Source organism: Veillonella magna DSM 19857, from assembly GCF_000428745.1.
Classification (GTDB): Bacteria; Bacillota; Negativicutes; order Veillonellales; family Veillonellaceae; genus Veillonella_A; species Veillonella_A magna.
Genome location: NZ_AUAN01000006.1, coordinates 77,783 through 98,898 on the forward strand (window position 1 = coordinate 77,783; position 21,116 = coordinate 98,898).

Consider the following 21,116-nt stretch of genomic DNA (forward strand, 5'->3'; position numbering starts at 1 on the left):
GGGCGAAACCGGGAGAGGGGAGTGCGTGGCTAAGGCGTTCTTCGGAAAAGATACGGCGGGCTCTTCGTTGTGTGTAAAGGTGACGAGTAAATAATAATTGAGTACGCCATAGAGGTAGGGGGAAATAGGGGAGTTTGGGCTATGATGAAAAAGAGAGTATAATAGTTGATGTCGCGGGCAAGGCCCTATTCTCGACGAGAATGGAGGTGGTGCTTAGTGTTCGAGATTTTTACATCTTTTATCGTATCTCTTATGGCAAGCATTGTGGCCTATTATGTTTGCAAATGGTTGGAAAGATAGCCCGTGATGGTACAGCCTCGATGCATCCATACATCGTTAAATAAGAATGGGAAAACCCCTTCTCAGATTGCCGCTGAGAAGGGGTTTTTTGATGCTCGATGTTCGAGAGCACTCATTTTTACATCTTTTCGTATCTACATTGTAAATGGTATAGGTATAAAAGTCAAGGTGCCCACTGACCGGCGCAAAGGTATGTGACGGCATTTCCCAGTTTTTGTTTTAACTTTTTATAAGCTCTTTGACTGGTACAATGATTTACGTATAGGTGAGAGATAACACCACGGCGAGTTTGTGTAACAAGATAGTCTATTTCATTTTGACGCAAGAAGCCTAGATTGTATTTAGGAAACTGAATGAGGTGTAGACCGCCAATGACAATAAATGGAAGAGGACCATAGTTGTCAGCAGTGTATTCTATGGCTTTTTCTAAAATAGTGGAGATGCCTGCGTGTGAGCATCCGGTAATGAGATAGATATAAGCTCCATCTCTGATGAGGAGGCTTACTTCATAATTAAACGTGTCAAATTGCCATTTTCCGTTATTCTTTATTTTAAATGAAGCGTCCTTTCCAAAAATATTAGTAAGAAGAATGGTGTCTGTATCAATAGCCTGTGTTGTTGAAATAAAATGAAACTGTGATCTGTAGTCAGTATATAGGTTGTCTAATAATGTGGGGTGGCTGATAGGAAAGGAGAATGGCCCCAGCTTGTAGTAGCAGGATTGAAAACAATACGGTGATAGGTGTATTGGCGCGGAATCGTTTTGGGTAAGAACGTAAGGTAAACCACCGATATGGTCATAATGGGGGTGAGAAATAATAATGTGATCAATGGTATGAAGATTTATATGTAACTTACGTGAGTTATGTAGAATAGCATCGGAGGGACCAGTATCAAAGAGAAGTGTTTTGTTATTATGCTGTATTAGTAGGCTGAGTCCATGAGCTTTTCTTAACGGGTTGCATGGGATATGATGGCACATATCATCAACAAGGGGGATTATTTTCATAGGTATATACTCCTTTTAAGGATAAAGTTGTTGTAAATCTACATTAAGTAATATCGATAGAGAATGTTATATTACATAGTAGTTATATGATTAGGTAAGAATACATTATGACGGACGTTGGATGTACAGATTGCTACAGTTAGCATAAAAGCTTTCGCTAGATAAAAGTCAAAGCATCCCGTTTTTCTTTCCACCTATAGTATAATACATATATAGCGCAATGGATGACACGAATCACTCCGGGTCATTCATAGAAAATAAGTGATATAGTAAATGGGTGATGCAGCGTACTTTCAGGAGGTGCACTATGGCAGCAGTAGAAACGAAGGTAACGGGACATATTGGATATGTAATATTGAATCGGCCGGAATCGTTGAATGCGATGAACGGTGAATTGGTGGAAGGCTTTCATGCAGGGCTGACGAAACTGCTCGACGATGAGGCGGTGCGGGTTATCATCTTAACCGGTGCGGGACGGGCGTTTTGCGCCGGCGGTGATTTAGCGTATATGGAAACGCTGACGGAGGAAAGCGAACGGCAGACGTTTATTGCTCGTGTAGGCGAAATGGCACTGCGCATCAATCGGGCGGACAAGCCGGTTATTGCCATGGTCAACGGTGTTACGGCCGGTGCCGGTGTGAATATCATGCTGGCTTGTGACATGGTATGCGCCGTGGACAGTGCCAAGTTCATTCAATCCTTTGTCAATGTAGGCCTCATTCCCGATTGCGGAGGACTGTATTTCTTGCCCCGCGTCGTAGGTAAGCAGCGCGCTAAGGAGTTGATGTATACGGCACGACCGGTGAAAGCGGAGGAAGCCTTGGCATTGGGTATGGTTACCTTCCTCTATGATAGCGACACATTGGTCAGTGAAACGGAAGCGTTGGCCACACGCATCGCTGCCGGATCACCGGGAGCCATTCGCGCGATGAAGCATATGTTGGCAGAGAATACGACCTTGGAAGAAGTATTGGCGCGAGAAGCCAGAGTACAGGCACGGCGCTTGGGCGGTGATGCCTATGCGGAAGGGGTAGCCGCGTTTAAGGAAAAACGGTCACCTCGGTTTACGGACGATACTATTGATGATAAGTAAGATACATCTCCCCTCTTTGCGTTCCTACTATTTTGGTGTACAATAGGTACCGCAGTTGTGAGTGCGAGAGGAGAGATAGAAATGGCACAGAAAGAACAGTCGTGTCAGAAACAAATTACACAATTTTCGACGATGAATGCCCTATTGGGACGAGTATATGAAGGGGGATTTCCCGTACACCTCATCGAAGCGGAAGGCACGATTGGCCTAGGCTGCGGTGACTGCATGGACGGTGAAATGATTATGGATGACAGCACATCGTACATCGGACGCATTGGCTCGCCGTTTAGTCGCATGGATACAAACGAACGCGTGCCCTTTGCACAGGTGGCGCCGTTCGCGGCAGACGATAGCTTTACGGCGGCGAAGTTGGATAAGCATGCGTTAATGGAAGAAGTGCTTCGCCGTGTAGGTTCTGAAAATTATTTTATTGCCCTTCGCGTGACGGGGACCTTTACGGATATGAAGCTGCGCTTGGCACCCAAGGCAGATAAGCCGTATCCGTCTTTGGTTGAGCTTTTTGCGGGGCAGAAAGAATTTTCCGAGTCTTCTATTCGCGGTACGGTGATCGGCTTTTGGGCACCGGAAGCATACCAAGGGATTACCGTGGCAGGCTTGCACATTCACTTTATGGATGAAGCCAAACAGACCGGCGGTCATGTGCTGGATTGCACATTGGCGGAAGGAACTGTGGAGTATGAAGTGTACCAAGGGTTCGGTATCCGCTTGCCGGAGCGACAGGATTTTGCGCAGGCCTATCTCAATCATGAAGACGGCGACAGTGCTATTCGCCACGTAGAAGGCTAAAGCAAAAGTAAACCATAAAAGTAAATTGCAGAAGCAAAACGCAAAAGTAAATCGCAAAGGTAAATTGCCGAGGTAAATTGCAAAAGGCGATGCTCTCGATACGAACCGAGGGCATCGCCTTTTTGCTTAGTAAGTTTAGGTTTTAGGTTTTAGGTTATATATAGAAACGGTATGATGCTACGGCCGGGACTGCCGGAGATGGTGACAGTCTTGACCGCTTCTCAAAGAATTCTGCGAGCTTGTTTCGTCTGCAAGGCGCAGGGAGATTAGCATCGAATACCGGAATTCTTGCGTGCGTAGAACCAGTAGGTAATTACAATGGTTGCCGCCGTGAAAGCAATCAAGATATAGAAGGCAGCACTTACGCTACCGGTAGACGCATAGGACCAGCCGAAAATTTTCGGTACGAAGAAGGCACCGTAAGCACCGATGGCTGCGGTAAAGCCCGTTACCAACGAGGACTGTACGGTATCGGCGAAGATGTACGGAATCATGCGGAACGATGCGCCCGTTTCAAAGCCGGTCATGAGGAAGAGTACCAAGAAGGCACCGAAGAAAAGAGGGAAGTTATGCTGCTCTATACCGAAGAGAACGGCAATGGCAGCGACAAAAATACCGATTAAGGACAACAGCGTAATCAACGATCCGTTGTTGATTTTATCGGACAACCAACCGCCGAAGGGGCGAATGCCGGCACCGATGAAAGGTCCGAGGAACGCCGCGTAGGCGAAGGACACGATGAAGGAACCGAAGCCGCAGGTGTAAATCCATGTCATAATCCAAGTGTGTTTATTAGTGAACATGGATAGCAATGCTTTCGGACTCTGCTTGGGAATCGGTAGATTGTCCATGTACTTGGCAATGAAGAAGAGGACGGCGATGATTTGAACGATACCTACATAGCAGGCATTTTGCAAGAAAATCTTGCCGCCGTCGGACAAGGTTTGCGGTCCGCCGAAGATGGGGACGAAAATATCCATGGCAATGACAACCGGGGCTAACAGGAAGATCACCGATACGCCGAGGTTACCGATGCCGGCGTTAATGCCCAATGCCGTACCGCGACGCGACCGCGGGAAGAAATGGCCGATGTTGGACATGGACGAGGAGAAGTTGGCACCGGCAATACCGAGGAGCGCTACGTAAATCAAGAAGGTTTCATAGGATGTGGTAGGATCCTGCATAGCCTGTGCTAAGCCAAAGAGCGGTACCAGCATGATGGCCGTGGCAAAGAAGGTCCAGTTCTTGCCGCCGAAGATGCCCGGCATATATGTGTAGATAAGACGACCGGTGGCACCGATAAGGCCGGGAATGGCCGTCAAGGTAAACAGCTCTTCGTTAGTAAAGTGAAAGCCGATGGCATTCAGCTTGACCGCCACCGTTGACCACAATGTCCAAACACAGAAGGACAACGTTAAGGCAATGGTGGAAACAATTAAGTTTTGATTGGCAATTTTTTTGCCGTACGTATTCCAGAAGGCTTCGTTTTCCGGTTGCCAATGCTGCAAGATTTCGCGGCGCGATGAGGTCGCCGATAATCCTTGAAATTCGCTCATAGTGTTATTACCCCTTTACGTAATATATTGGTCGCTCCCGCAAATCCGAACAAAAGGGAACGATACGATGTTGCTACCATGGAGTATAGGAGAAAAGCCACAGGCTGTATGTGATGAAAATCACGAACGGTGAAAATATCATGAAAATAGTATGTATTTACTGAAAAAACTTGTTATAATATAAGCAGAAATTAAACGTTGTCGGCGAAGAATATACGAATACCGTTAGGCTATCGCCGCCAAAACACGAGATATTGGAGTTGGGAAGAGAGTTAATAATCAAGTGAGGATACGAATGAAAACACATTACAATGAGGTAAAGGAGTTACGGCTATTTAAGAATATCAAGGAAGAGGAATTCAATCGATTATATACATCGCTGGGCATGTATGTGAAGCGCTATAAAAAGGGCAGCTACATTGCCTTGTCCGAGGAACCGGTGCGCTGCGTTAGTATTGTACTGGAAGGGGTAGTACACATGGAAAGCGAGGACGTGTGGGGGAACCGGACGATTTTGGTATTTATGAATCGCGGCGATTTATTCGGCGAAACCTTTGCGTGCGGTACCTCGCAAGCATCGGTGGTCAACTTTTTGGCAGCCCGCGATGTGGTGGCACTGAATATTCCGTTCCAAGCGGTTATGCAATTGACGCCGGACATGGATCGCAGTCAAGTACAGCTGATGGGGAATATCTTAACGTCGATTGCCGATAAAAATGTGCGGCTTATGCAAAAGCTGGACATCGTATCGAAGCGCACCTTGCGGGAAAAGCTGCTCACCTACTTTTCCTTGATAGCACGGGCGCATGGTAGTAATGAATTCGATGTGCCGCTGGGACGGGTCGGACTCGGTGAGTATCTTTGTGCCGATCGCAGCGCATTGACCCGTGAACTGAGTCGCATGCGGGATGACGGTTTGATCGAATATGAAAAGAATCACTTCCGGTTGTTGGTAGATGCGATATAACGGGAATCACTGTAATGAATACGTAAGCTGATAACCGCAATGGATACGTAAGCGGATACTGCTGCGGATGCGTAAGGCGGTTATCACAGCGAATGGGAAAGATGGTTACCATAGCGAATGGGAACGGCGATTACCGCAACGGATACTTAATATCTACAATTTGTATAGAATTTGCGTAGTCCTTTACGATTATACATGTTACAATACTTCCTAATCACGGTAGGCTGTAGCAGACGGTATATGCGCCGCTAAAAATAAAGGAAGACGCATGGAAGAAAACCTGAAATATACAGGAAAAAATCGGTACTCCTACGGGATTGCCGATTTTTTTGTGGCGCCATGCTATGCGAAGGATCTCGGCGAAACTGTATGCATGCAGCTGAATTACATACATGGAGGTATATATTATGTCTTTTCTGACGGAACAAGTTAAGGCGGATTTATTGCGGGACATCGAATCCTTCGCGGAGACGACGGATCGCTTTTATAAAAAGGAAGTATCCATTCGAGATTACAAGGGATACTCCGGTGGCTTCGGCAGTTTTGCGGAACGAGGCGCCGGATCGGGCATGTTCCGCATGCGGTTACCGGGCGGCCGAATTCGTCATGAGCATTTGGGGTTCATCGCCGATGTAATCGAGCGATACGAATTGCCCGTTATTCACTGCACTACGGGGCAGTCACTACAGTTTCACAAGCTTGACGGTAAACGCATCGTAGCACTTTTTAAGGAATGTCATGCGAAGGGAATTTATTCGCGAGGCTGCGGCGGAAATTATATTCACAATATTACCGGGCCGGCATTAAGCGGTGTTCATCCGGCAGAGCAATTCGTGGTGGCACCGTATGTGGCGATTATGTCCGAATATATTTTGTCGCAAATTCTATATATTGATTTGCCGAATAAATTTAAGACCGCCTTTGTCGGTGATTATGAAACGGCCAGTCACGGACGGTTTAAGGACATCGGTTTCTTGGCAAAGCCGGAAGGACGCTTTGATGTATATGCGGCCGGCGGCATCGGCGCAAGGTGTTTGTGTGGGTCGTGATGTGGCACCGGAAGACATATTGTATTATATGAAAGCAATGCTGCTCATGTCTTCCGAAGAAGGGGACCGCACCAGTCATACGAAGGGACGGACGCGATTTATTTTGGCTCGCTTAGGCGAAGAGGCCTTTGTTGCACGCTATAAAGAATTCTTGGCACGGGTACAGGCAGAAGAGAACTTAGCGTTTACGTTGCCCGTAGAGCCAAAGCGGGGTATCGCAGTAGCGTCCGACGCAAACGTACAGGCTGCCTCCCATGATGCGGCGGTGCTTACGCATCCGCGCATCGGCGCGCAGAAGCAAGCCGGGCTTTATTACGTAAGCTACCATCCCGTAGGGGGCACGATTCCGCGGGAGGTATTCTTAGAACTGCTTCACTATCTTTCAAATAGTGAGGGCACGGAAATTCGCTTGACCGGTGAAGAGGGTCTGTATATTGTTAATTTGACTGCGGAGGAAGCTAAGACCGTGGCCGCTATGACGGAAGACGGTGCCCGCACGCGTTTCGAAGCGTCCGTATCCTGCATCGGATCGACGGTGTGTCAAATCGGCTTCCAGGATTCGCAAGGATTGTTGGCTACGTGCATTCGCCGGTTGCGCGAAGAAGGCCTGTCTCATGAATACTTGCCGAAGATTCATATTTCCGGTTGCCCTTCCTCATGCGGCACGCATCAGGTAGGTCACATCGGTTTCCACGGCGCAGTGAAGTTAGTGGATAAAAAGCCGGTACCCGGTTTTACTATGTTTGTAGGCGGCAGCGAAGAGCATGGTCGTGAGCGCTTCGGCAAGCAGCTGGGCGTGATGGCCGCTACGGACATTCCCGAATTTTTCGTAGCCTTGGCAAAGCTGTTGCAGGATGCTAAGCTTCCGTATGAAGCATGGATCGGCGATCATCAAGAAGAGCTGGAAGCCTTGGCGGGCAAATTCATATAATGGATGCGATGGAATATACATTGGATAAATAGGGAGCAACAAAATAGAGTTATAGGACAAAATAGAAAATAGAGTTAAAAACTATTGATGGGACGTAGGAACGTCAGTAGGCAATGTATATACAGAAAGACGCGCAAGCCGAGGCTGCGCGTCTTTCTTATAATGAAATTTCGTTGACGTATTCGATGAAGGCCCGCACATAGCTGGACAAGGTGTCATGCTTGCGATAGACCAAGTATAAATAGCGGGTAGCCACTTCGTCCGGCAAGGGAAAGGTCAACAGGCGACCTTGATCGCGATAATAATCGACGGCGGTTTCGGAAATAATGGACACGCCGAGGCCGTTGACGACAAGATTCTTGATGGCCTCCGGATCGCTGATGTGAGCGGTGAGCTTTAACTGATTGCGGTCCAAGGGCAGTGCATCAAGAACGGTGTTGGCTACATCAAGGCTACCGCTGCCTTTGCTGCGCAGGATGATATAGTTTTTTGCTAAAAGAGAAACCGCGGTGTCCACCGTCTTCGGCAGGTGACGAAAAGCTTCGCTCGGCGGGGTAATCAGTACTAATGTATCCGTCATAACCGGCGTATAGGCCAGGGCTTCATCGGGAATATGAAGTCCCGTAAAGCCCACCTGGTTATCACCGTGACGCAAATGCTCGATCACTTCATGGCTTACGCTTTGGCGAATGGTGAAAGGAATGTGCGGATAGCGCCGACAAAATTCGGGAAGGATGCGAGGCAGAAAGTAGGTGGACGGAATGGTGGAAGCTTCGATGTGAATCTCTTTGGCGTCGGCCTGTTGCCATCGCGCCATGAGATGGTCGCGGTCGCGAAGAAGCTGGCAGGCCCAATCGTACAGTTCGTAGCCGCGCGGTGTTACGCGCAAGCTTTTCGTAGTACGAATGAGTAGCGTCGTGTCCAGACTGGTTTCCAAGGCGCGCAGGTGACTGCTGATAGAGGGCTGTGAAATAAAAAGCGCTTCCGCAGCTTTGGTAAAACTGCCGTATTTTACAACGGCAACGAAGGACTCCAGTTGTTTTAACTCCATGAGAAAGACTCCTTTAGCAGATTTTTTAATACATAGTTATATGTATCATAGCATGGTCTATTGGATTTTTAAATAAAAGGTTGTACTTATCAGCAAAGTCTATTGGTCAAGGCATGCCTCTCATGGTACACTGGCGATAGTTATCAAGTAGATATACAAAGATAATTAGCAGGTAAGATAAGTAATGCGCAAGATAATTAGCGCGTAAGACAATTAATGCGTGAAGGCAATTAACGCGTAAGATAAGTAATGCGCAAAATCATTAGCGTACAGGATAATTAGTACGTGAAAGCAATTCATAGAACAAAACAGTAGTTATAGCACAAGGGTAAGGAGAGAAGCAGATATGCAGGACGCAGTAACGGTACAGCAAGACGCGAATCGCACAGAGGTCACGAGGGTTTCGTCGACATCCGCAGCATCGCCTTTCGTACAGGTGGCAGGTATCGGTGTCGATATCGGATCCACATGGGCTAAGGCGGTAGCCGTCGATGGGGCGGGAACGCATAGGATTGGCGCTCCTTTTTTTGTTGGCGGGGTGGTATCTTATATTTACACGGAACAAATATTTGCTATAATACATATATAAGTTCGATATAAAGAAAGGGGCAAGGACGATGAGCGAGGAGAGCCGTGTGTATGTAGCCATTGATTTAAAATCATTTTATGCATCCGTGGAGTGTCGAGAGCGTGGATTGTCACCGCTTTCGACGCATTTGGTGGTTGCCGATGAAGCGCGCACATCAAAGACGATTTGTCTTGCCGTGTCGCCGTCACTGAAGGCGTACGGGATTCCGGGACGACCGCGCTTGTTCGAGGTGGAACAGGCGGTGCAGCAGATTAACACGAAGCGGCGGTTATGCTTGCGACGGCAATCCTTTGTAGGTGCGTCCTGCCAAGTAGAGGTGCTGGCCCGAAATCCTCGGTTGTCGTTGGACTTTATTCGCGCAGTGCCGCGCATGGCGCTGTACATTACCTATAGTGAAGCTATTTATCGCATTTACTTGCGTTACATTGCGCCGGAGGATATTCATGTGTATTCCATTGACGAAGTGTTTATCGATGCTACGGCGTATTGCAAACTCTATGGTGTGACGGCGCGTCAATTGGTGGCGCGCTTGCTTCGCACGATTGAGAAAGAAGTGGGCATTACGGCTACGGCCGGCATTGGTACCAATTTATATTTGGCTAAAATTGCCATGGATATTGTGGCTAAGCATTTACCGGCGGACAGTGAAGGACTGCGCATTGCTACCTTGGATGAAATGAGCTATCGGCGGCTCTTGTGGAATCATACGCCGTTAACGGATTTTTGGCGCGTTGGTAAGGGCTACGCCCGTGCCCTGTCCGGGGTAGGCATTCACACCATGGGAGACATTGCGCGTTGCTCTATCGGCAAGGCGAGTCAGTGGTATAATCCATGGCTGCTTTACAAGCTGTTCGGTGTGCAAGCGGAGCTTCTCATGGATCATGCTTGGGGGCGTGAAAGTTGCACGATGGCAGATATTAAATCGTATCGCCCGAAGGGGCATAGCAAGGTGTCGGGGCAGGTACTTCATCGCCCGTACAGTACGGCGGAGGCGGCTACGGTGGTGCGCGAAATGGCGGACGAGCTGGCGTTGGATTTGGCGGAACAGAGGATGTATGCTCATACCTTGGTGCTTCATGTCGGTTACGATGTGAGTAACAGTGAGCAAGCGGCAGCGCGTATCGGTTATACGGGACCGTGGAAAACGGATAGCTACGGACGATGCAAACCGGCGTCGGTGAGAGGCACGCACCAATTCTTGATGCCTACCAACGACAGCACCTGTTTGGCCGATGCGGCGTGTGCAGTCTTTGAACGCATTGTAACGCCGGGGTTATGGGTGCGGCGGATTACGGTCGGTGCCAATGAAGGCGATACGGATCACGGAAAGAGAAAGGCAAGCGAGAACAAAGGACAGAGCCTGTGGGATTTTAGTGAGGCTGGGATGGAAATGACTACGACCGGTACGGCGGAACGCACGATGGAAAAGCGTGCGAAATTGCAGCAGGCAGTGCTTACCATTCGGCGCCGTTTCGGTAAGGACGGTATCATTAAAGGCGTAAGTCTGCAAGAGGAAGCCACCGGTCGCGATCGACATCGTCAAATCGGTGGTCATCGCGCATAGTCGATACCATGTCGTGGCGGCTTACAAGTCTTACAAGGATACGAATATGATAGCGCAGCATACCAGGAACATTGCTTGGCAGAGGATAGGCAAATGACATCAGAAAAAGTAAAGGAAAAAGAAACGGGAAGAGAAAGGAAGAAAGAAAATAAACAAGAGAAGGGAAACGAAAAGCAAGTTATCTACACGGGCTATGAGGACCTTATCGATCAAGCGGCACCGCCGCAGTATGTGCGCCCGCGCATGCAACGACAACAGCGGGCAGCCCAGTTCATGCCCTTTGCCGCCTTGGTAGGTCATGAAGAGGCGTTGGCATTAGAACGGGAAGTTACTGAAGAATGGCAGGAGCAAAGTGAAGACATACTGCATGACTTAGATGCGGTGGTCCGTGATATAGAAGCGGCCCTTAGTCGGGGGGATACGCCGGTCGTGCAAATCACTTACTTCGCACCGCATCCGCAAAAGGCCGGTGGGCATTATGCGACACAATGTCTTACAGTGAGTAAACTGGATTCGTGGCAGCGAGTCGTATATGGTTATGCAGATAATGATAGAGAAGACAGGCGGCAGATTTCTTTTGATCGGATAACATCACTGCGCATCCAATCACCATAACATAGCGCAAGTATTGCAAAGATAGCATATACTCCTCTATTGACATTGGCAGGTCACAAATTTATAATGAAGACAAAAAGACAAATACATATGAATGATTGTTCATATATTAAAATGAAATGAGAGTACATGATAATCAATACCGCTAAGTGAGTGAGCGGTAGGTGTTAGAGAGGTAACAGGTATGGAACATATTTATGTGCTAAAAAATCTTACATGTGCTAATTGTGCCGCTAAAATAGAAGATCGGATTCGCGCCTTGCCGGATGTGGAGGCAGCGGATTTTGCCATCGGAACGCAGCAACTGCGCGTGCGCGGCCGTCAGGTGGATACGCCGGTGTTTAAAGATACGGTGCAGGCAATTTGCGATGCTACGGAGGACGGCGTTGTGGTGGAGCCTTTCGTACGGACTCCGAAGGGGAGCGAAGAAGAGGAGCATCATTACGACAGCAGCTTGACAGCCATTATCATCGGTGCCATTGTCATGGCGGTGACGGGCTTTACCGATTGGATTCCGGAAACGGCGGAGCGCATTGTGCTGGTACTGACATATTTGTTATTGGGATGGCGCGTTCTGTGGGGCGCCGTTAAAAATATTGTAGGCGGACAGATTTTTGACGAAAACTTCCTCATGGCCATTGCGACAATAGGGGCTATGGCTATCGGCGAATATCCGGAAGCCGCCGGTGTTATGCTGTTCTTTCAGATTGGCAGCTATTTTGAAGAACACGCTACCGAACGCAGTCGCTCGGCTATTATGGAAGCCGTGGACATGCGGCCGGAAGAGGTACGCCTTGTCAATGCGGATGGCAGCGTAACCGTTACGGCACCGGATACAGTGCGAATCGGCGATTTGGTAGAAGTACGCGCCGGCGATCGAATTCCTTTGGACGGCACGGTAGTAGAGGGGGAAACGCGTATCGACACGGCACCGGTAACCGGTGAACCGGTACCGATCAGCGCCGGTCCCGGCACGGCCATATTGTCCGGTTGCGTTAACGAATCGGGACGCATTGTGGTGCGCGTCGATAAAGAGCTGAGCGAGTCCATGGTAACGCGCATCCTTGATGCGGTGGAACATGCGGCAGCCAGCAAGCCACGCATTGATCGGTTTATTACGCGATTCGCCCGTATCTATACGCCTATCGTGGTGGCCTTGGCCGTATTGACGGCTGTGATTCCGTCCCTTATTACGGGGCAATGGGAGTATTGGATTTATACGGCGTTAACCTTTTTGGTTATCAGCTGTCCTTGTGCGTTGGTACTTAGCGTGCCGTTGGCGTTCTTTGCCGGTATCGGCCGCGCTTCGAAGGAGGGCATTCTTTTTAAAGGCGGTGCATCCATCGAAGCGATGCGTGCCATTACTGCCGTCGCGCTGGATAAAACGGGAACGGTAACCACCGGTCGCTTTGCGGTACAATCCGTGGAAGGCACCAAGGCATGGGATGAGTTGACTGTGCTTCGTTATGCAGCGTCACTGGAAGCAAGCTCTACACATCCCATTGCGCTCAGTATTTCCGAAGAAGCAAAGGCACGTCACATACAGGCGCAGCCGGTAGAAAATCTTCAAGAACTTTCCGGTCGCGGTATGGTGGGCACTGTGGAAGGCAAACGCATCCTTCTCGGCAATCGTCGTCTTCTTGATGAAGAAGGAATTACCGGGTATCCTCAAGCGCCCTCGGCCTATGGTAGCGAAGTGCTTATGGCTGTAGACGGTAGCTATGCGGGGCGCATCAGCATTGCGGACAGTCTCAAGGAAGATACGGTGGAAGCCGTAGCCGGTTTGCGTCGCCGCGGTTTGGAAACGGTTATGCTCACCGGGGATAATTGGGAAAGCGCTAATTATATTGCCAACGAAGCAGGCATTCAAACGGTGCGGGCAGAATTATTGCCGGAGGATAAGCTGCAAGAAATGGCGCAGCTTCGCCGTGAGTTCGGTCCCGTTATGTTTGTAGGCGACGGCATTAACGATGCGCCGGTACTGGCCGGTGCCGATGTGGGCGGTGCCATGGGAACCGGTGCGGATGCGGCCATCGAAGCGGCCGATGTAGTATACATGCGTCCCGGCATCGGATCCGTGTTGAAATCGTTCAGCATTGCTTCGTCTACCTTGTCCATTGCTTGGCAAAACGTAGTGATTGCGCTGGGCATTAAAATTGCCATCATGATTCTTGGTCTCGTAGGCTATGCCAATATGTGGCTCGCCGTATTTGCGGATACCGGCGTGTCTATGATTTGTATTTTAAATTCCATTCGCATTTTGTATAAGAAAGCATAAGTAACGAAGCGTCTTGTTCGTGAATCGTCGCAGCCGTATGTGCAGCGATAAGCGGGCAAGACGCTTTTTATGTACTGGTCATGCAAGATGGCTACGGTGTACAATAGACACAAGATTAGGTAGGAAGTGTGCACGAATTATCGGCGGGATTTACTTGGCCACCAAACAGGCTGAATGCGTTGGCAATATAAGGAGGCTTTATGTCGGATAAAAAGGTATACGGTTTGATGATATTGACGACGCTCTTTTGGTCGGGCGCGTTTATTGCAGGCAAGCTGGCCATGATAGAATTCACGGCCCCTACATTGACATGCGTTCGCTTTTTAATTGCTTTGCCTTTTATTTTTTGTGTACTGAAAGTCATGGACAAGGACGCGTGGTGGCCTACGAAGCAGCAGTGGTTACCCATTCTCTTTGTGGGCACCATTGGCACCTTTGCATATCACATTTTATTTTTTCTCAGCGTAAAATACACATCTGCCGGCAATGCGGCGCTTATCGGTGCCACCATGCCCGGCGTGACAATGCTCTTGACGGTTATCGGCTTGAAGGAACGCACCAATGCGCGGCAGCTGTTGGGGATTGCCCTCGCCTTTGTCGGCGTCATTACGGTTATCACTAACGGTAACCTTGCTATGCTGCAACAATTACAGCTAAACTTCGGCGATGCCATGATGTTTTGCGCCGTGCTCAGCATTTCCCTGTACACGATTTTCAATCGGTTGTTTATGATGAAGTATACTATCAGTCCGTACAAGATGACGGCGTTCACCTTCCTCGTGTGTACGGTGGAAGCATCGCCGTGGGCGATTAGGGATGCGCTGAACGGAACACTGCAAGCAGTGACTCTCGGCGGTTGGTTGTCGGTGACCTACATGGCGGTGTTTGCATCCGTCATGGGCTATTTGTTTCAACTCATTGCGGTGCGTGAAATAGGACCGACGCGCTCGGCGGTGTTTAATAATTTAATTCCCGTATTTACGCTAACCTTGGCGGCTCTTATTTTGGGGGAACCCATCAGTCTGTATAAAGCGGTGGCAGTAGTGATTATTATCAGCGGGATTTACTTGGCTACGCAGACAAAGGTGAAAGGCTGAGCCATGGCCGGAAATATACATAACAAATGGAATAGAGACGGTGAACAGAAAACACATGTGAAGGAATGGAAATAAGCGCGGCAGGTCTAATAAACCGGCGGTTTTAGCTTGACTTAGCGGATACTCTTCGATAAGATAAAATGTGGAATTAATGTCTAGGAGGTGACCTATGCTCACGGTATATAAGCACGCAGAAGGAGAATTATTCTCGGATACAACAGTTGCGGATGCGACAAAAGGTTCATGGATCAATCTGGTGAATCCTGACCCCGATGAGCTGGCTCTCGTCAATATTATGACGGAAATTCCGACAGACGTATTAAAGACGGCGTTAGATATGGAAGAACGTTCGCACGTGGAAATTGAAGAAAACTATTTGTTTGTCGTTATCAATATTCCGGCCTTGCGCGGCACTGATAGCTATGACACGGTACCGCTGGGGATTTTCTTGACACCGGACTTCTTTATTACGGTTTGTTTGGAAGAATCGGATGTGCTCTATCCGTTTTTGAATAATCAGATAGCCACATTCTACACCTATAAGAAGACGCGCTTCCTGTTTCAGATTATGTATCGTACGGCTACGTTGTTCCTGCGTTACTTGCAACAAATCAATCGCCGCACCGATGATATTGAAATACAGCTTCGCCACACGACGAAGAACAAGGACTTTTTCCAGCTTTTGGAATTACAGAAATCCATGACGTACTTTACGTCCGCGTTAAAAACGAACGGTACCGTAATGGAACGCATTTTACGTATTCGCCGTCATGACGATGTGCGTCATGTCCTCAAGATGTATGAAGAGGACGAGGATTTGTTGGAAGATGTTATTATCGAAAACAAGCAGGCTATCGAAATGGTTGAAATGTACTCTAACATTTTGATGAACATGATGAATGCATTCAGTTCGATTATTTCCAACAATTTGAACATGGTCATGAAGCTTCTTGCGGCAGTGACGATTATCTTGGCAGTACCTACGGCGATCTTTAGCTTGTGGGGTGTCAACGTGCCGGTGCCGTTTACGGAATACGGACTGGACGGATTCCTCGATGTGTTGGGCATTGCCGGCGTGGCTACCTTGGTGGTAGGCGTGTTGCTTTGGAAGAATGATTTCTTATAAATAATAAGAAGGCAGTTATAGTTGTTTGCGGGACCGGTCTTGCGAAGGCCCGCTTCACAACTATAACTGCCTTTTTTTGCTTTATACGATGGGGCCGGTTTGGGAAAAGCCCTCTGCATAGCTATGATAGCGCATTCGTATGTAATTGTTTACTCAGGTAGATAACTGCCTTTTTGTTTTATATGAATGGGGACTGAGGAGGCGAAGGCCCGCTTCACAACTATAACTGCCTTTTTTGTTTTATACGATGGGGCCGGTTGGGAAAAAGCCTACTGCATAGCTATGACAGCGCATTCGTATGTAGTTGTTTACTCAGGTAGATAACTGTCTTTTTGTTTTATATGAATGGGGACTGGGGAGATGAAGGCCCGCTGCAAAGCTATGATGGCTTCTTTTTTGCTAAAATTATTAGAACTATTCTTGCTGAACTGAACCCAAAATGTTAGACACATTTGGGCAAGATATTAGGTACCTAACAAGGATTGAATTCTGTACTGAACAGGACTCAGTCCTTTTAGTTTGCCCTTGATCCTATAATGATTGTAATAATAGATATATTTCTCTAATTCCTTATGGAACTCCTTGAGACTCTCAAACTCTCGAAGGTATAGTAGCTCAGATTTTAGTAAGCCAAAGAAGTTCTCCGTAACTGCATTGTTCAGGCAGTTGCCCTTTCTCGACACAATACTTGTCCGGTCGCTGTATTTGTTTCAGATAGTAGTAATAGGTGCTTCTTGGGACTCCTGCTACATATAGCAGATCATGGAGCGGATACTTCCGCCCCCTCTTCATAATATTGGCGCTCCCATTTAGCTACCGCCGAAGTACTTGGAATGCAAAAGTGATGTGCTGTTTCATTTAATGACATATTGTTTGCATGCATATATTCTATAACATAAATCTTGAACTCACTACTATAACTTCCTGAAGTTTTGAACAAACCTTCCGCTCCATGGAGTTCATATCTATGAACCCATCCTTTAACTATTGAATGATGAATGCCATATTTCTTTCCAATTCTTTTAAAGCCGCCAAATTGACTTGAAAGATATTCAGAAATAATTTTGAGTCTAAACTCATTTGAATACTTTCTTTTTCTTGACATAACAAAACCCCTTTCGTTAGATTTTGTCTAACGAAAGGGGTTCAGTTCATTGCAGGGCGTTTTTTGATTCTGTATTTGTCTTATATGGTTGAATATACTGGACAGATAAATCTTACTTCAGAATATAGAGTAGGATATACATCACTTAATGGACGTTGCCAATGGGGATCTGAGTGACAACTATATGTTATTCCATAAGGACTATTTATGGAAGATATTATTCCTGAGTGGGACCATTTTGATTCGTTCGCAGACCAGAATTGTATTATATCTCCGGGCTGCACTTCAGTGCTACTCCATTTTATAATTGCTATGGGATCTAGTGACAGGCTACTGCTATTGGTCATATAGTCACAAAAGCATCCGTATCGACCCAACTAGGGGTATTAGCGATAAATCCTGGATGTGATTCTATGTAAGCTACTCCACCGTGCCATTCTGGAGTCATTGGAATACCTCCGGCATTCCAACATTGAGAGATAAAATTGGTGCAGTCATTGCTGTAATGATGGAAAAGAGGATTAAAACTATTCCAGTATTCGTGTGCGTATTCTAAGGCTTTCGATCTGTTTAGGGTTGCTATAGGCATTGTTTTACCTCCTTTGGGAATAGAAAATAAGATGAGTAAATTATTTATCGATAAATATTGATTTCATCATATTCTTATTTTATGACTATATAATGAAATGAGATGAAAAGGAGGTGAAATTATGGTGAGCATGGTTGAAACAATGGTCTTATTGATAGCTTGGATTGTAGTTCCGTTATTTGTAAGTATAGAATTATGGAGATGGAGTAGAGGAAAACGTTTACATGTGATGTGGGTTATAGTTGCGTTGGCATATGTATCGTTTTTCTCTCATGAATCGATTGAAACAGATGAAAACGTACCACATACACTTACGGTTGCAGAGGCGCAGGGGATGACTGGCGAAGAAATAGCGCGAACGATTATGATCCATCAACTGGAGTTTTACAAGAAAAAGCCGGTATTTACAGGCTACAAAATATTTGCTTATACGATAGATGGAACCGTTAAAGAGCAACCATATCCCGTAGTCACGCTGGCACCTGGGGACAAGGCTTATGTGATTAGGTTTTCCGTAATGACAATTAATAGTGAGTGGTTGGGTGGTAGCAGTGATAAATCCGGTTTATGGCTTCATAAATTAGGTGGTATCTATCGATTATATTTTGATGGAGAAAAATATATTCTAACATATGTGACTGATTAGTTAGTGTAAAAATCTTTATGGAGATTAGTGTATAAAGAAGGGCAACTCTTGATACAATGGGTTTCCTATCTTGCACTATAAAAGTGAATGCCGGTCGTATCCATTCGCTTTTTGCGTTGAGCAATGTACTATAAGAAGAACGTCAGTATATAAATGATATACCCAGTAATGCATGTAGCGATACATAAGAGATACGCACAGCGATACGCAAGAGAGACGCACAGCGATACGCAAACCGATACCATTCTTAAACAAAACAAAACTAAACTAAACAGTAGGAAAGAAAACCATCAAAGAAAGGAGGCAGGCTATACGCATCCTTTTTAGTAGAGTAATAAATGATGTGGCAGCATTGGCATACTACCGTTCAAATTGTTTGTCATATTGATTGCTAAAGTGACAGTTATAGTGAAAGTTAGTAGTAAACGGTATTTGGGTAACATGCAGAATTACTGTCGGAGTAACTATCGGACTAATTGTCAGAGTAACTGTCAGGATGACTGTCACAGTGACGGTATACCTAAACAAAACAAAACTAAATAAAAAGATAGGAAAGAAAACCATCAAAGAAAGGATGCGATGGTTGTTACCGGAGAAAAAGGAATTAGTGTTTGCCGGTACTCTTTTTTCAGAAGATAATCCGGGGGTGTCCGATCGGTACAAAGATGCATCGGGTCGTTCTGTTGATGATGTTGTAGAGGTATTGAAAGAGGCAGGCCTTTATAAAGCAGAGGTACGCACGGACGAGTAGTTACCGTGACAGTACGCATCTATAAGAAAAACGTCTTTTACAGGGGCCTTGTGCCCTATCGTATCTCGGAGAAAGGTCATGTCGCCTTCGAATAAAATAGTAGAAAGTATGATGTTTTATTTTTCTTATGCTTGGTTATACGTTAAATCGTTTTAAATCTCTTAAATTACACGATTCGTTAAAATTTTTAGATGGAACTTTATCAATCTATTAGGTATCCTAAAAAGAAGTATACAGCGTACAAGCCATGTTTGAGGATTACCCTTGGTGAGGGAGAGTGTGAGGCGTTCAAAAATGGCTGATAGCCGTGATGCGCACAAGGCTTTTTGAGAAAAAAACACTATGCACGACGGGCGAATGATGTTAGAATAAGTCGTCAACAAAATACGGTGCCACATCCACGCACATCCCGCAAGGACTGGCATCGAGAGCGGTTTTGAAGAAGTTAACTTGTAGCATAGAACAACTACAAAGAAAGGGGATTGATACATGAAAACCACCGCTAAGAAAATGTCTGTATTCCAGTTGACCACGCTTGTTGCTGCTAACATGATGGGGGCCGGAATTATTATGTTACCTACTAAACTTGCCGAGGTAGGAACCATCTCTGTTTTGTCCTGGCTGATTACAGCCGTAGGCTCGTTAATTTTAGCTCATATCTTTGCGCAGTGCGGTACATTTACTACAAAGCGCGGCGGCATGGGCGGCTATTCTGAGTATATGTTTGGCAGAACCGGACATTTTATGGCTAATTACGCATATGCCATTTCTCTTGTTATCGCTAATGTAGCGATTGCGATTTCTGCTGTCGGATATGCGGCAGTGTTGTTTGATTTAACGTTGTCACCGTTACAGGTAAGCTTGGCCACGATTACATTATTGTGGTTGGCAGCGGTGCTCAATTTCGGCGGTAATGCCAAAACAGGTCGTATTTCCAATATTACCGTATGGGGAGCTATCCTGCCGGTGCTGTTCATCAGCGTAGCCGGTTGGTACTGGTTCGATCCGACAATGTACAAGTCGGTGTGGAATCCGGGTCAGCTTCCGTTCTTTGATGCGGTAAGCGAAGCCATCGCTCTTACCCTTTGGGCATTCCTTGGCTTTGAATCGGCGGCAGCCAATATGGATGCCGTAGAAAATCCTAAGAGAAATGTGCCGATTGCTACCTTCTTTGGTACATTGGCCGTAGCGGTTATTTATGTATTGTCTACAAATATTATGGCAGGTATCGTGCCGAATGCAGACCTGCTCAACTCCACGGCTCCGTTTGGGTTAGCCTTTGCGCATATGTTTAACGAAACGGTAGGTCGTATCGTGATGGCCATGATGGTTATCTCTTGCTGTGGCGCCATTCTTTGCTGGCAGTTTACCTTGGCACGCGTATTTAAAAGCTCTGCCGATGTGGGGCTGTTCCCGAAAATTTTCGCTAAGGTAAATAAAGCGGATGCACCGGTGAAGGGATTGTTCATCATTTTAGCCGTGCAGTCGTTGATGGCGTTGATGACGACAGATGCATCGCTGAATCGCCAGTTTGAAAATTTGGTAAATCTTGCGGTAATAACGAATGTGTTCCCGTACATTTTGTGTTGCTTGGCCGTGCATGTAATGCTTAAAAAGGAAGGGGCCGGCATGGCAAATCGCGTGAGCATTATGGTTCTCAGTGTGTTTGCGTTGGCATATTCCGCGTACGCGATCTACGCATGCGGTGAAGGCCCGATTATCGGCGGCGCCATAGCCATTGTGATTGGTTATATTATTTACCAGTTGGCGTTTAACGTAGTGCCGAGAGCCGTTCGTGCTAAACAGCGCCCGACGCTATAATTGAATAAAAGGTAGTGAGGTTCTCTCCATTCTGTTTAAAGCCCGGTCTTGCGAAGGGCATTCTGCACAGAACGGAGAGAACCTTTTTCTTTATCCGGCAATTATAGCAAGGGCGCGTGTAGCAAACGGCTCCGAGTAGAGATGCGAAGGACGTTCTACGCGGAACATACGG

20 protein-coding genes and 1 pseudogene are annotated in these 21,116 nt (G+C 46.9%); 14 read left to right on the forward strand and 7 right to left on the reverse strand.

Going from position 1 to position 21,116, the window contains the following annotated elements; translation table 11 throughout:
• Window positions 1–463: 463 nt before the first annotated feature.
• A complete protein-coding gene (locus G344_RS0102725) occupies window positions 464–1,309 on the reverse strand; it encodes an MBL fold metallo-hydrolase (protein ID WP_028254859.1) in 846 nt (281 codons plus the stop codon).
• Window positions 1,310–1,616: 307 nt separating this feature from the next.
• Between G344_RS0102725 and G344_RS0102730 the strand changes: the two genes are divergently transcribed.
• Both G344_RS0102730 and budA read left to right on the forward strand, forming a co-directional pair.
• On the forward strand, window positions 1,617–2,402 hold the full coding sequence (locus G344_RS0102730) for an enoyl-CoA hydratase/isomerase family protein (protein WP_028254860.1): 786 nt from the start codon (window positions 1,617–1,619) through the stop codon (window positions 2,400–2,402).
• Between the two features lie 81 nt (window positions 2,403–2,483).
• Window positions 2,484–3,209 carry an acetolactate decarboxylase gene (gene budA / locus G344_RS0102735; RefSeq protein ID WP_028254861.1) on the forward strand — a complete coding sequence of 242 codons (726 nt, stop codon included), beginning with the start codon at window positions 2,484–2,486 and terminating at the stop codon, window positions 3,207–3,209.
• A gap of 266 nt (window positions 3,210–3,475) precedes the next feature.
• Here the strand turns inward: budA and G344_RS0102740 are convergent, their stop codons facing one another.
• Window positions 3,476–4,765: an MFS transporter gene (locus tag G344_RS0102740; RefSeq protein WP_028254862.1), complete on the reverse strand. Its 1,290-nt coding sequence runs from the start codon at window positions 4,763–4,765 to the stop codon at window positions 3,476–3,478.
• A gap of 295 nt (window positions 4,766–5,060) precedes the next feature.
• Between G344_RS0102740 and G344_RS0102745 the strand changes: the two genes are divergently transcribed.
• The 3 genes from G344_RS0102745 (at window position 5,061) to G344_RS11630 (ending at window position 7,712) form a co-directional block, all read left to right on the forward strand.
• Window positions 5,061–5,732, forward strand: coding sequence for a Crp/Fnr family transcriptional regulator (locus tag G344_RS0102745; protein WP_051245684.1), 672 nt, complete (start codon window positions 5,061–5,063; stop codon window positions 5,730–5,732).
• 407 nt (window positions 5,733–6,139) lie between these two features.
• Window positions 6,140–6,781, forward strand: a complete 642-nt coding sequence (locus tag G344_RS11785) for a hypothetical protein (protein WP_051245686.1) — start codon at window positions 6,140–6,142, stop codon at window positions 6,779–6,781.
• Window positions 6,732–7,712, forward strand: a complete 981-nt coding sequence (locus G344_RS11630) for a hypothetical protein (protein ID WP_051245688.1) — start codon at window positions 6,732–6,734, stop codon at window positions 7,710–7,712. The genes G344_RS11785 and G344_RS11630 overlap by 50 nt, the downstream gene beginning before the upstream one ends.
• 157 nt (window positions 7,713–7,869) lie before the next feature.
• Here the strand turns inward: G344_RS11630 and G344_RS0102755 are convergent, their stop codons facing one another.
• Window positions 7,870–8,763 (reverse strand): selenium metabolism-associated LysR family transcriptional regulator, encoded by an 894-nt coding sequence (locus tag G344_RS0102755; protein ID WP_028254864.1) that lies wholly within the window; start codon window positions 8,761–8,763, stop codon window positions 7,870–7,872.
• 346 nt (window positions 8,764–9,109) lie between these two features.
• On the opposite strand from G344_RS0102755, the gene G344_RS0102760 reads away from it, so the two are divergent.
• The 6 genes from G344_RS0102760 to G344_RS0102785 all read left to right on the forward strand — a co-directional run bounded on the left by G344_RS0102760 (window position 9,110) and on the right by G344_RS0102785 (window position 16,032).
• Window positions 9,110–9,352, forward strand: coding sequence for a hypothetical protein (locus tag G344_RS0102760; protein ID WP_028254865.1), 243 nt, complete (start codon window positions 9,110–9,112; stop codon window positions 9,350–9,352).
• A 28-nt stretch (window positions 9,353–9,380) separates the two neighbouring features.
• On the forward strand, window positions 9,381–10,916 hold the full coding sequence (locus tag G344_RS0102765) for a Y-family DNA polymerase (RefSeq protein ID WP_028254866.1): 1,536 nt from the start codon (window positions 9,381–9,383) through the stop codon (window positions 10,914–10,916).
• 93 nt (window positions 10,917–11,009) lie between these two features.
• Window positions 11,010–11,531, forward strand: coding sequence for a hypothetical protein (locus G344_RS11405; RefSeq protein WP_051245690.1), 522 nt, complete (start codon window positions 11,010–11,012; stop codon window positions 11,529–11,531).
• A 184-nt stretch (window positions 11,532–11,715) separates the two neighbouring features.
• Window positions 11,716–13,809 (forward strand): heavy metal translocating P-type ATPase, encoded by a 2,094-nt coding sequence (locus G344_RS0102775; protein WP_028254867.1) that lies wholly within the window; start codon window positions 11,716–11,718, stop codon window positions 13,807–13,809.
• A gap of 200 nt (window positions 13,810–14,009) precedes the next feature.
• A complete protein-coding gene (locus G344_RS0102780) occupies window positions 14,010–14,906 on the forward strand; it encodes a DMT family transporter (protein WP_028254868.1) in 897 nt (298 codons plus the stop codon).
• Between the two features lie 169 nt (window positions 14,907–15,075).
• On the forward strand, window positions 15,076–16,032 hold the full coding sequence (locus tag G344_RS0102785) for a magnesium transporter CorA family protein (protein ID WP_028254869.1): 957 nt from the start codon (window positions 15,076–15,078) through the stop codon (window positions 16,030–16,032).
• Window positions 16,033–16,496: 464 nt separating this feature from the next.
• Here G344_RS0102785 and G344_RS12095 read toward each other — a convergent pair.
• The 4 genes and pseudogenes from G344_RS12095 to G344_RS0102795 all read right to left on the reverse strand — a co-directional run.
• A pseudogene (locus G344_RS12095) lies at window positions 16,497–16,724 on the reverse strand (IS3 family transposase); the annotation flags it as partial.
• Window positions 16,725–16,792: 68 nt separating this feature from the next.
• On the reverse strand, window positions 16,793–17,137 hold the full coding sequence (locus G344_RS12100) for a helix-turn-helix domain-containing protein (RefSeq protein WP_051245692.1): 345 nt from the start codon (window positions 17,135–17,137) through the stop codon (window positions 16,793–16,795).
• A gap of 80 nt (window positions 17,138–17,217) precedes the next feature.
• Window positions 17,218–17,484, reverse strand: coding sequence for an amidase domain-containing protein (locus G344_RS12265; protein ID WP_071838083.1), 267 nt, complete (start codon window positions 17,482–17,484; stop codon window positions 17,218–17,220).
• On the reverse strand, window positions 17,481–17,726 hold the full coding sequence (locus G344_RS0102795; RefSeq protein WP_028254870.1) for an amidase domain-containing protein: 246 nt from the start codon (window positions 17,724–17,726) through the stop codon (window positions 17,481–17,483). The genes G344_RS12265 and G344_RS0102795 overlap by 4 nt, the downstream gene beginning before the upstream one ends.
• 121 nt (window positions 17,727–17,847) lie before the next feature.
• Between G344_RS0102795 and G344_RS0102800 the strand changes: the two genes are divergently transcribed.
• From G344_RS0102800 to potE, 3 genes are all read left to right on the forward strand, one after another.
• The gene (locus G344_RS0102800; RefSeq protein ID WP_028254871.1) at window positions 17,848–18,372 is read left to right on the forward strand and encodes a hypothetical protein; all 525 of its coding nucleotides are present in this window, start codon (window positions 17,848–17,850) and stop codon (window positions 18,370–18,372) included.
• Between the two features lie 508 nt (window positions 18,373–18,880).
• Complete coding sequence (locus tag G344_RS0102805) at window positions 18,881–19,123, forward strand: hypothetical protein (RefSeq protein WP_028254872.1); 243 nt, start codon at window positions 18,881–18,883, stop codon at window positions 19,121–19,123.
• 489 nt (window positions 19,124–19,612) lie between these two features.
• On the forward strand, window positions 19,613–20,944 hold the full coding sequence (potE, locus tag G344_RS0102810; protein WP_028254873.1) for a putrescine-ornithine antiporter: 1,332 nt from the start codon (window positions 19,613–19,615) through the stop codon (window positions 20,942–20,944).
• The last annotated feature ends 172 nt before the right edge of the window (window positions 20,945–21,116 follow it).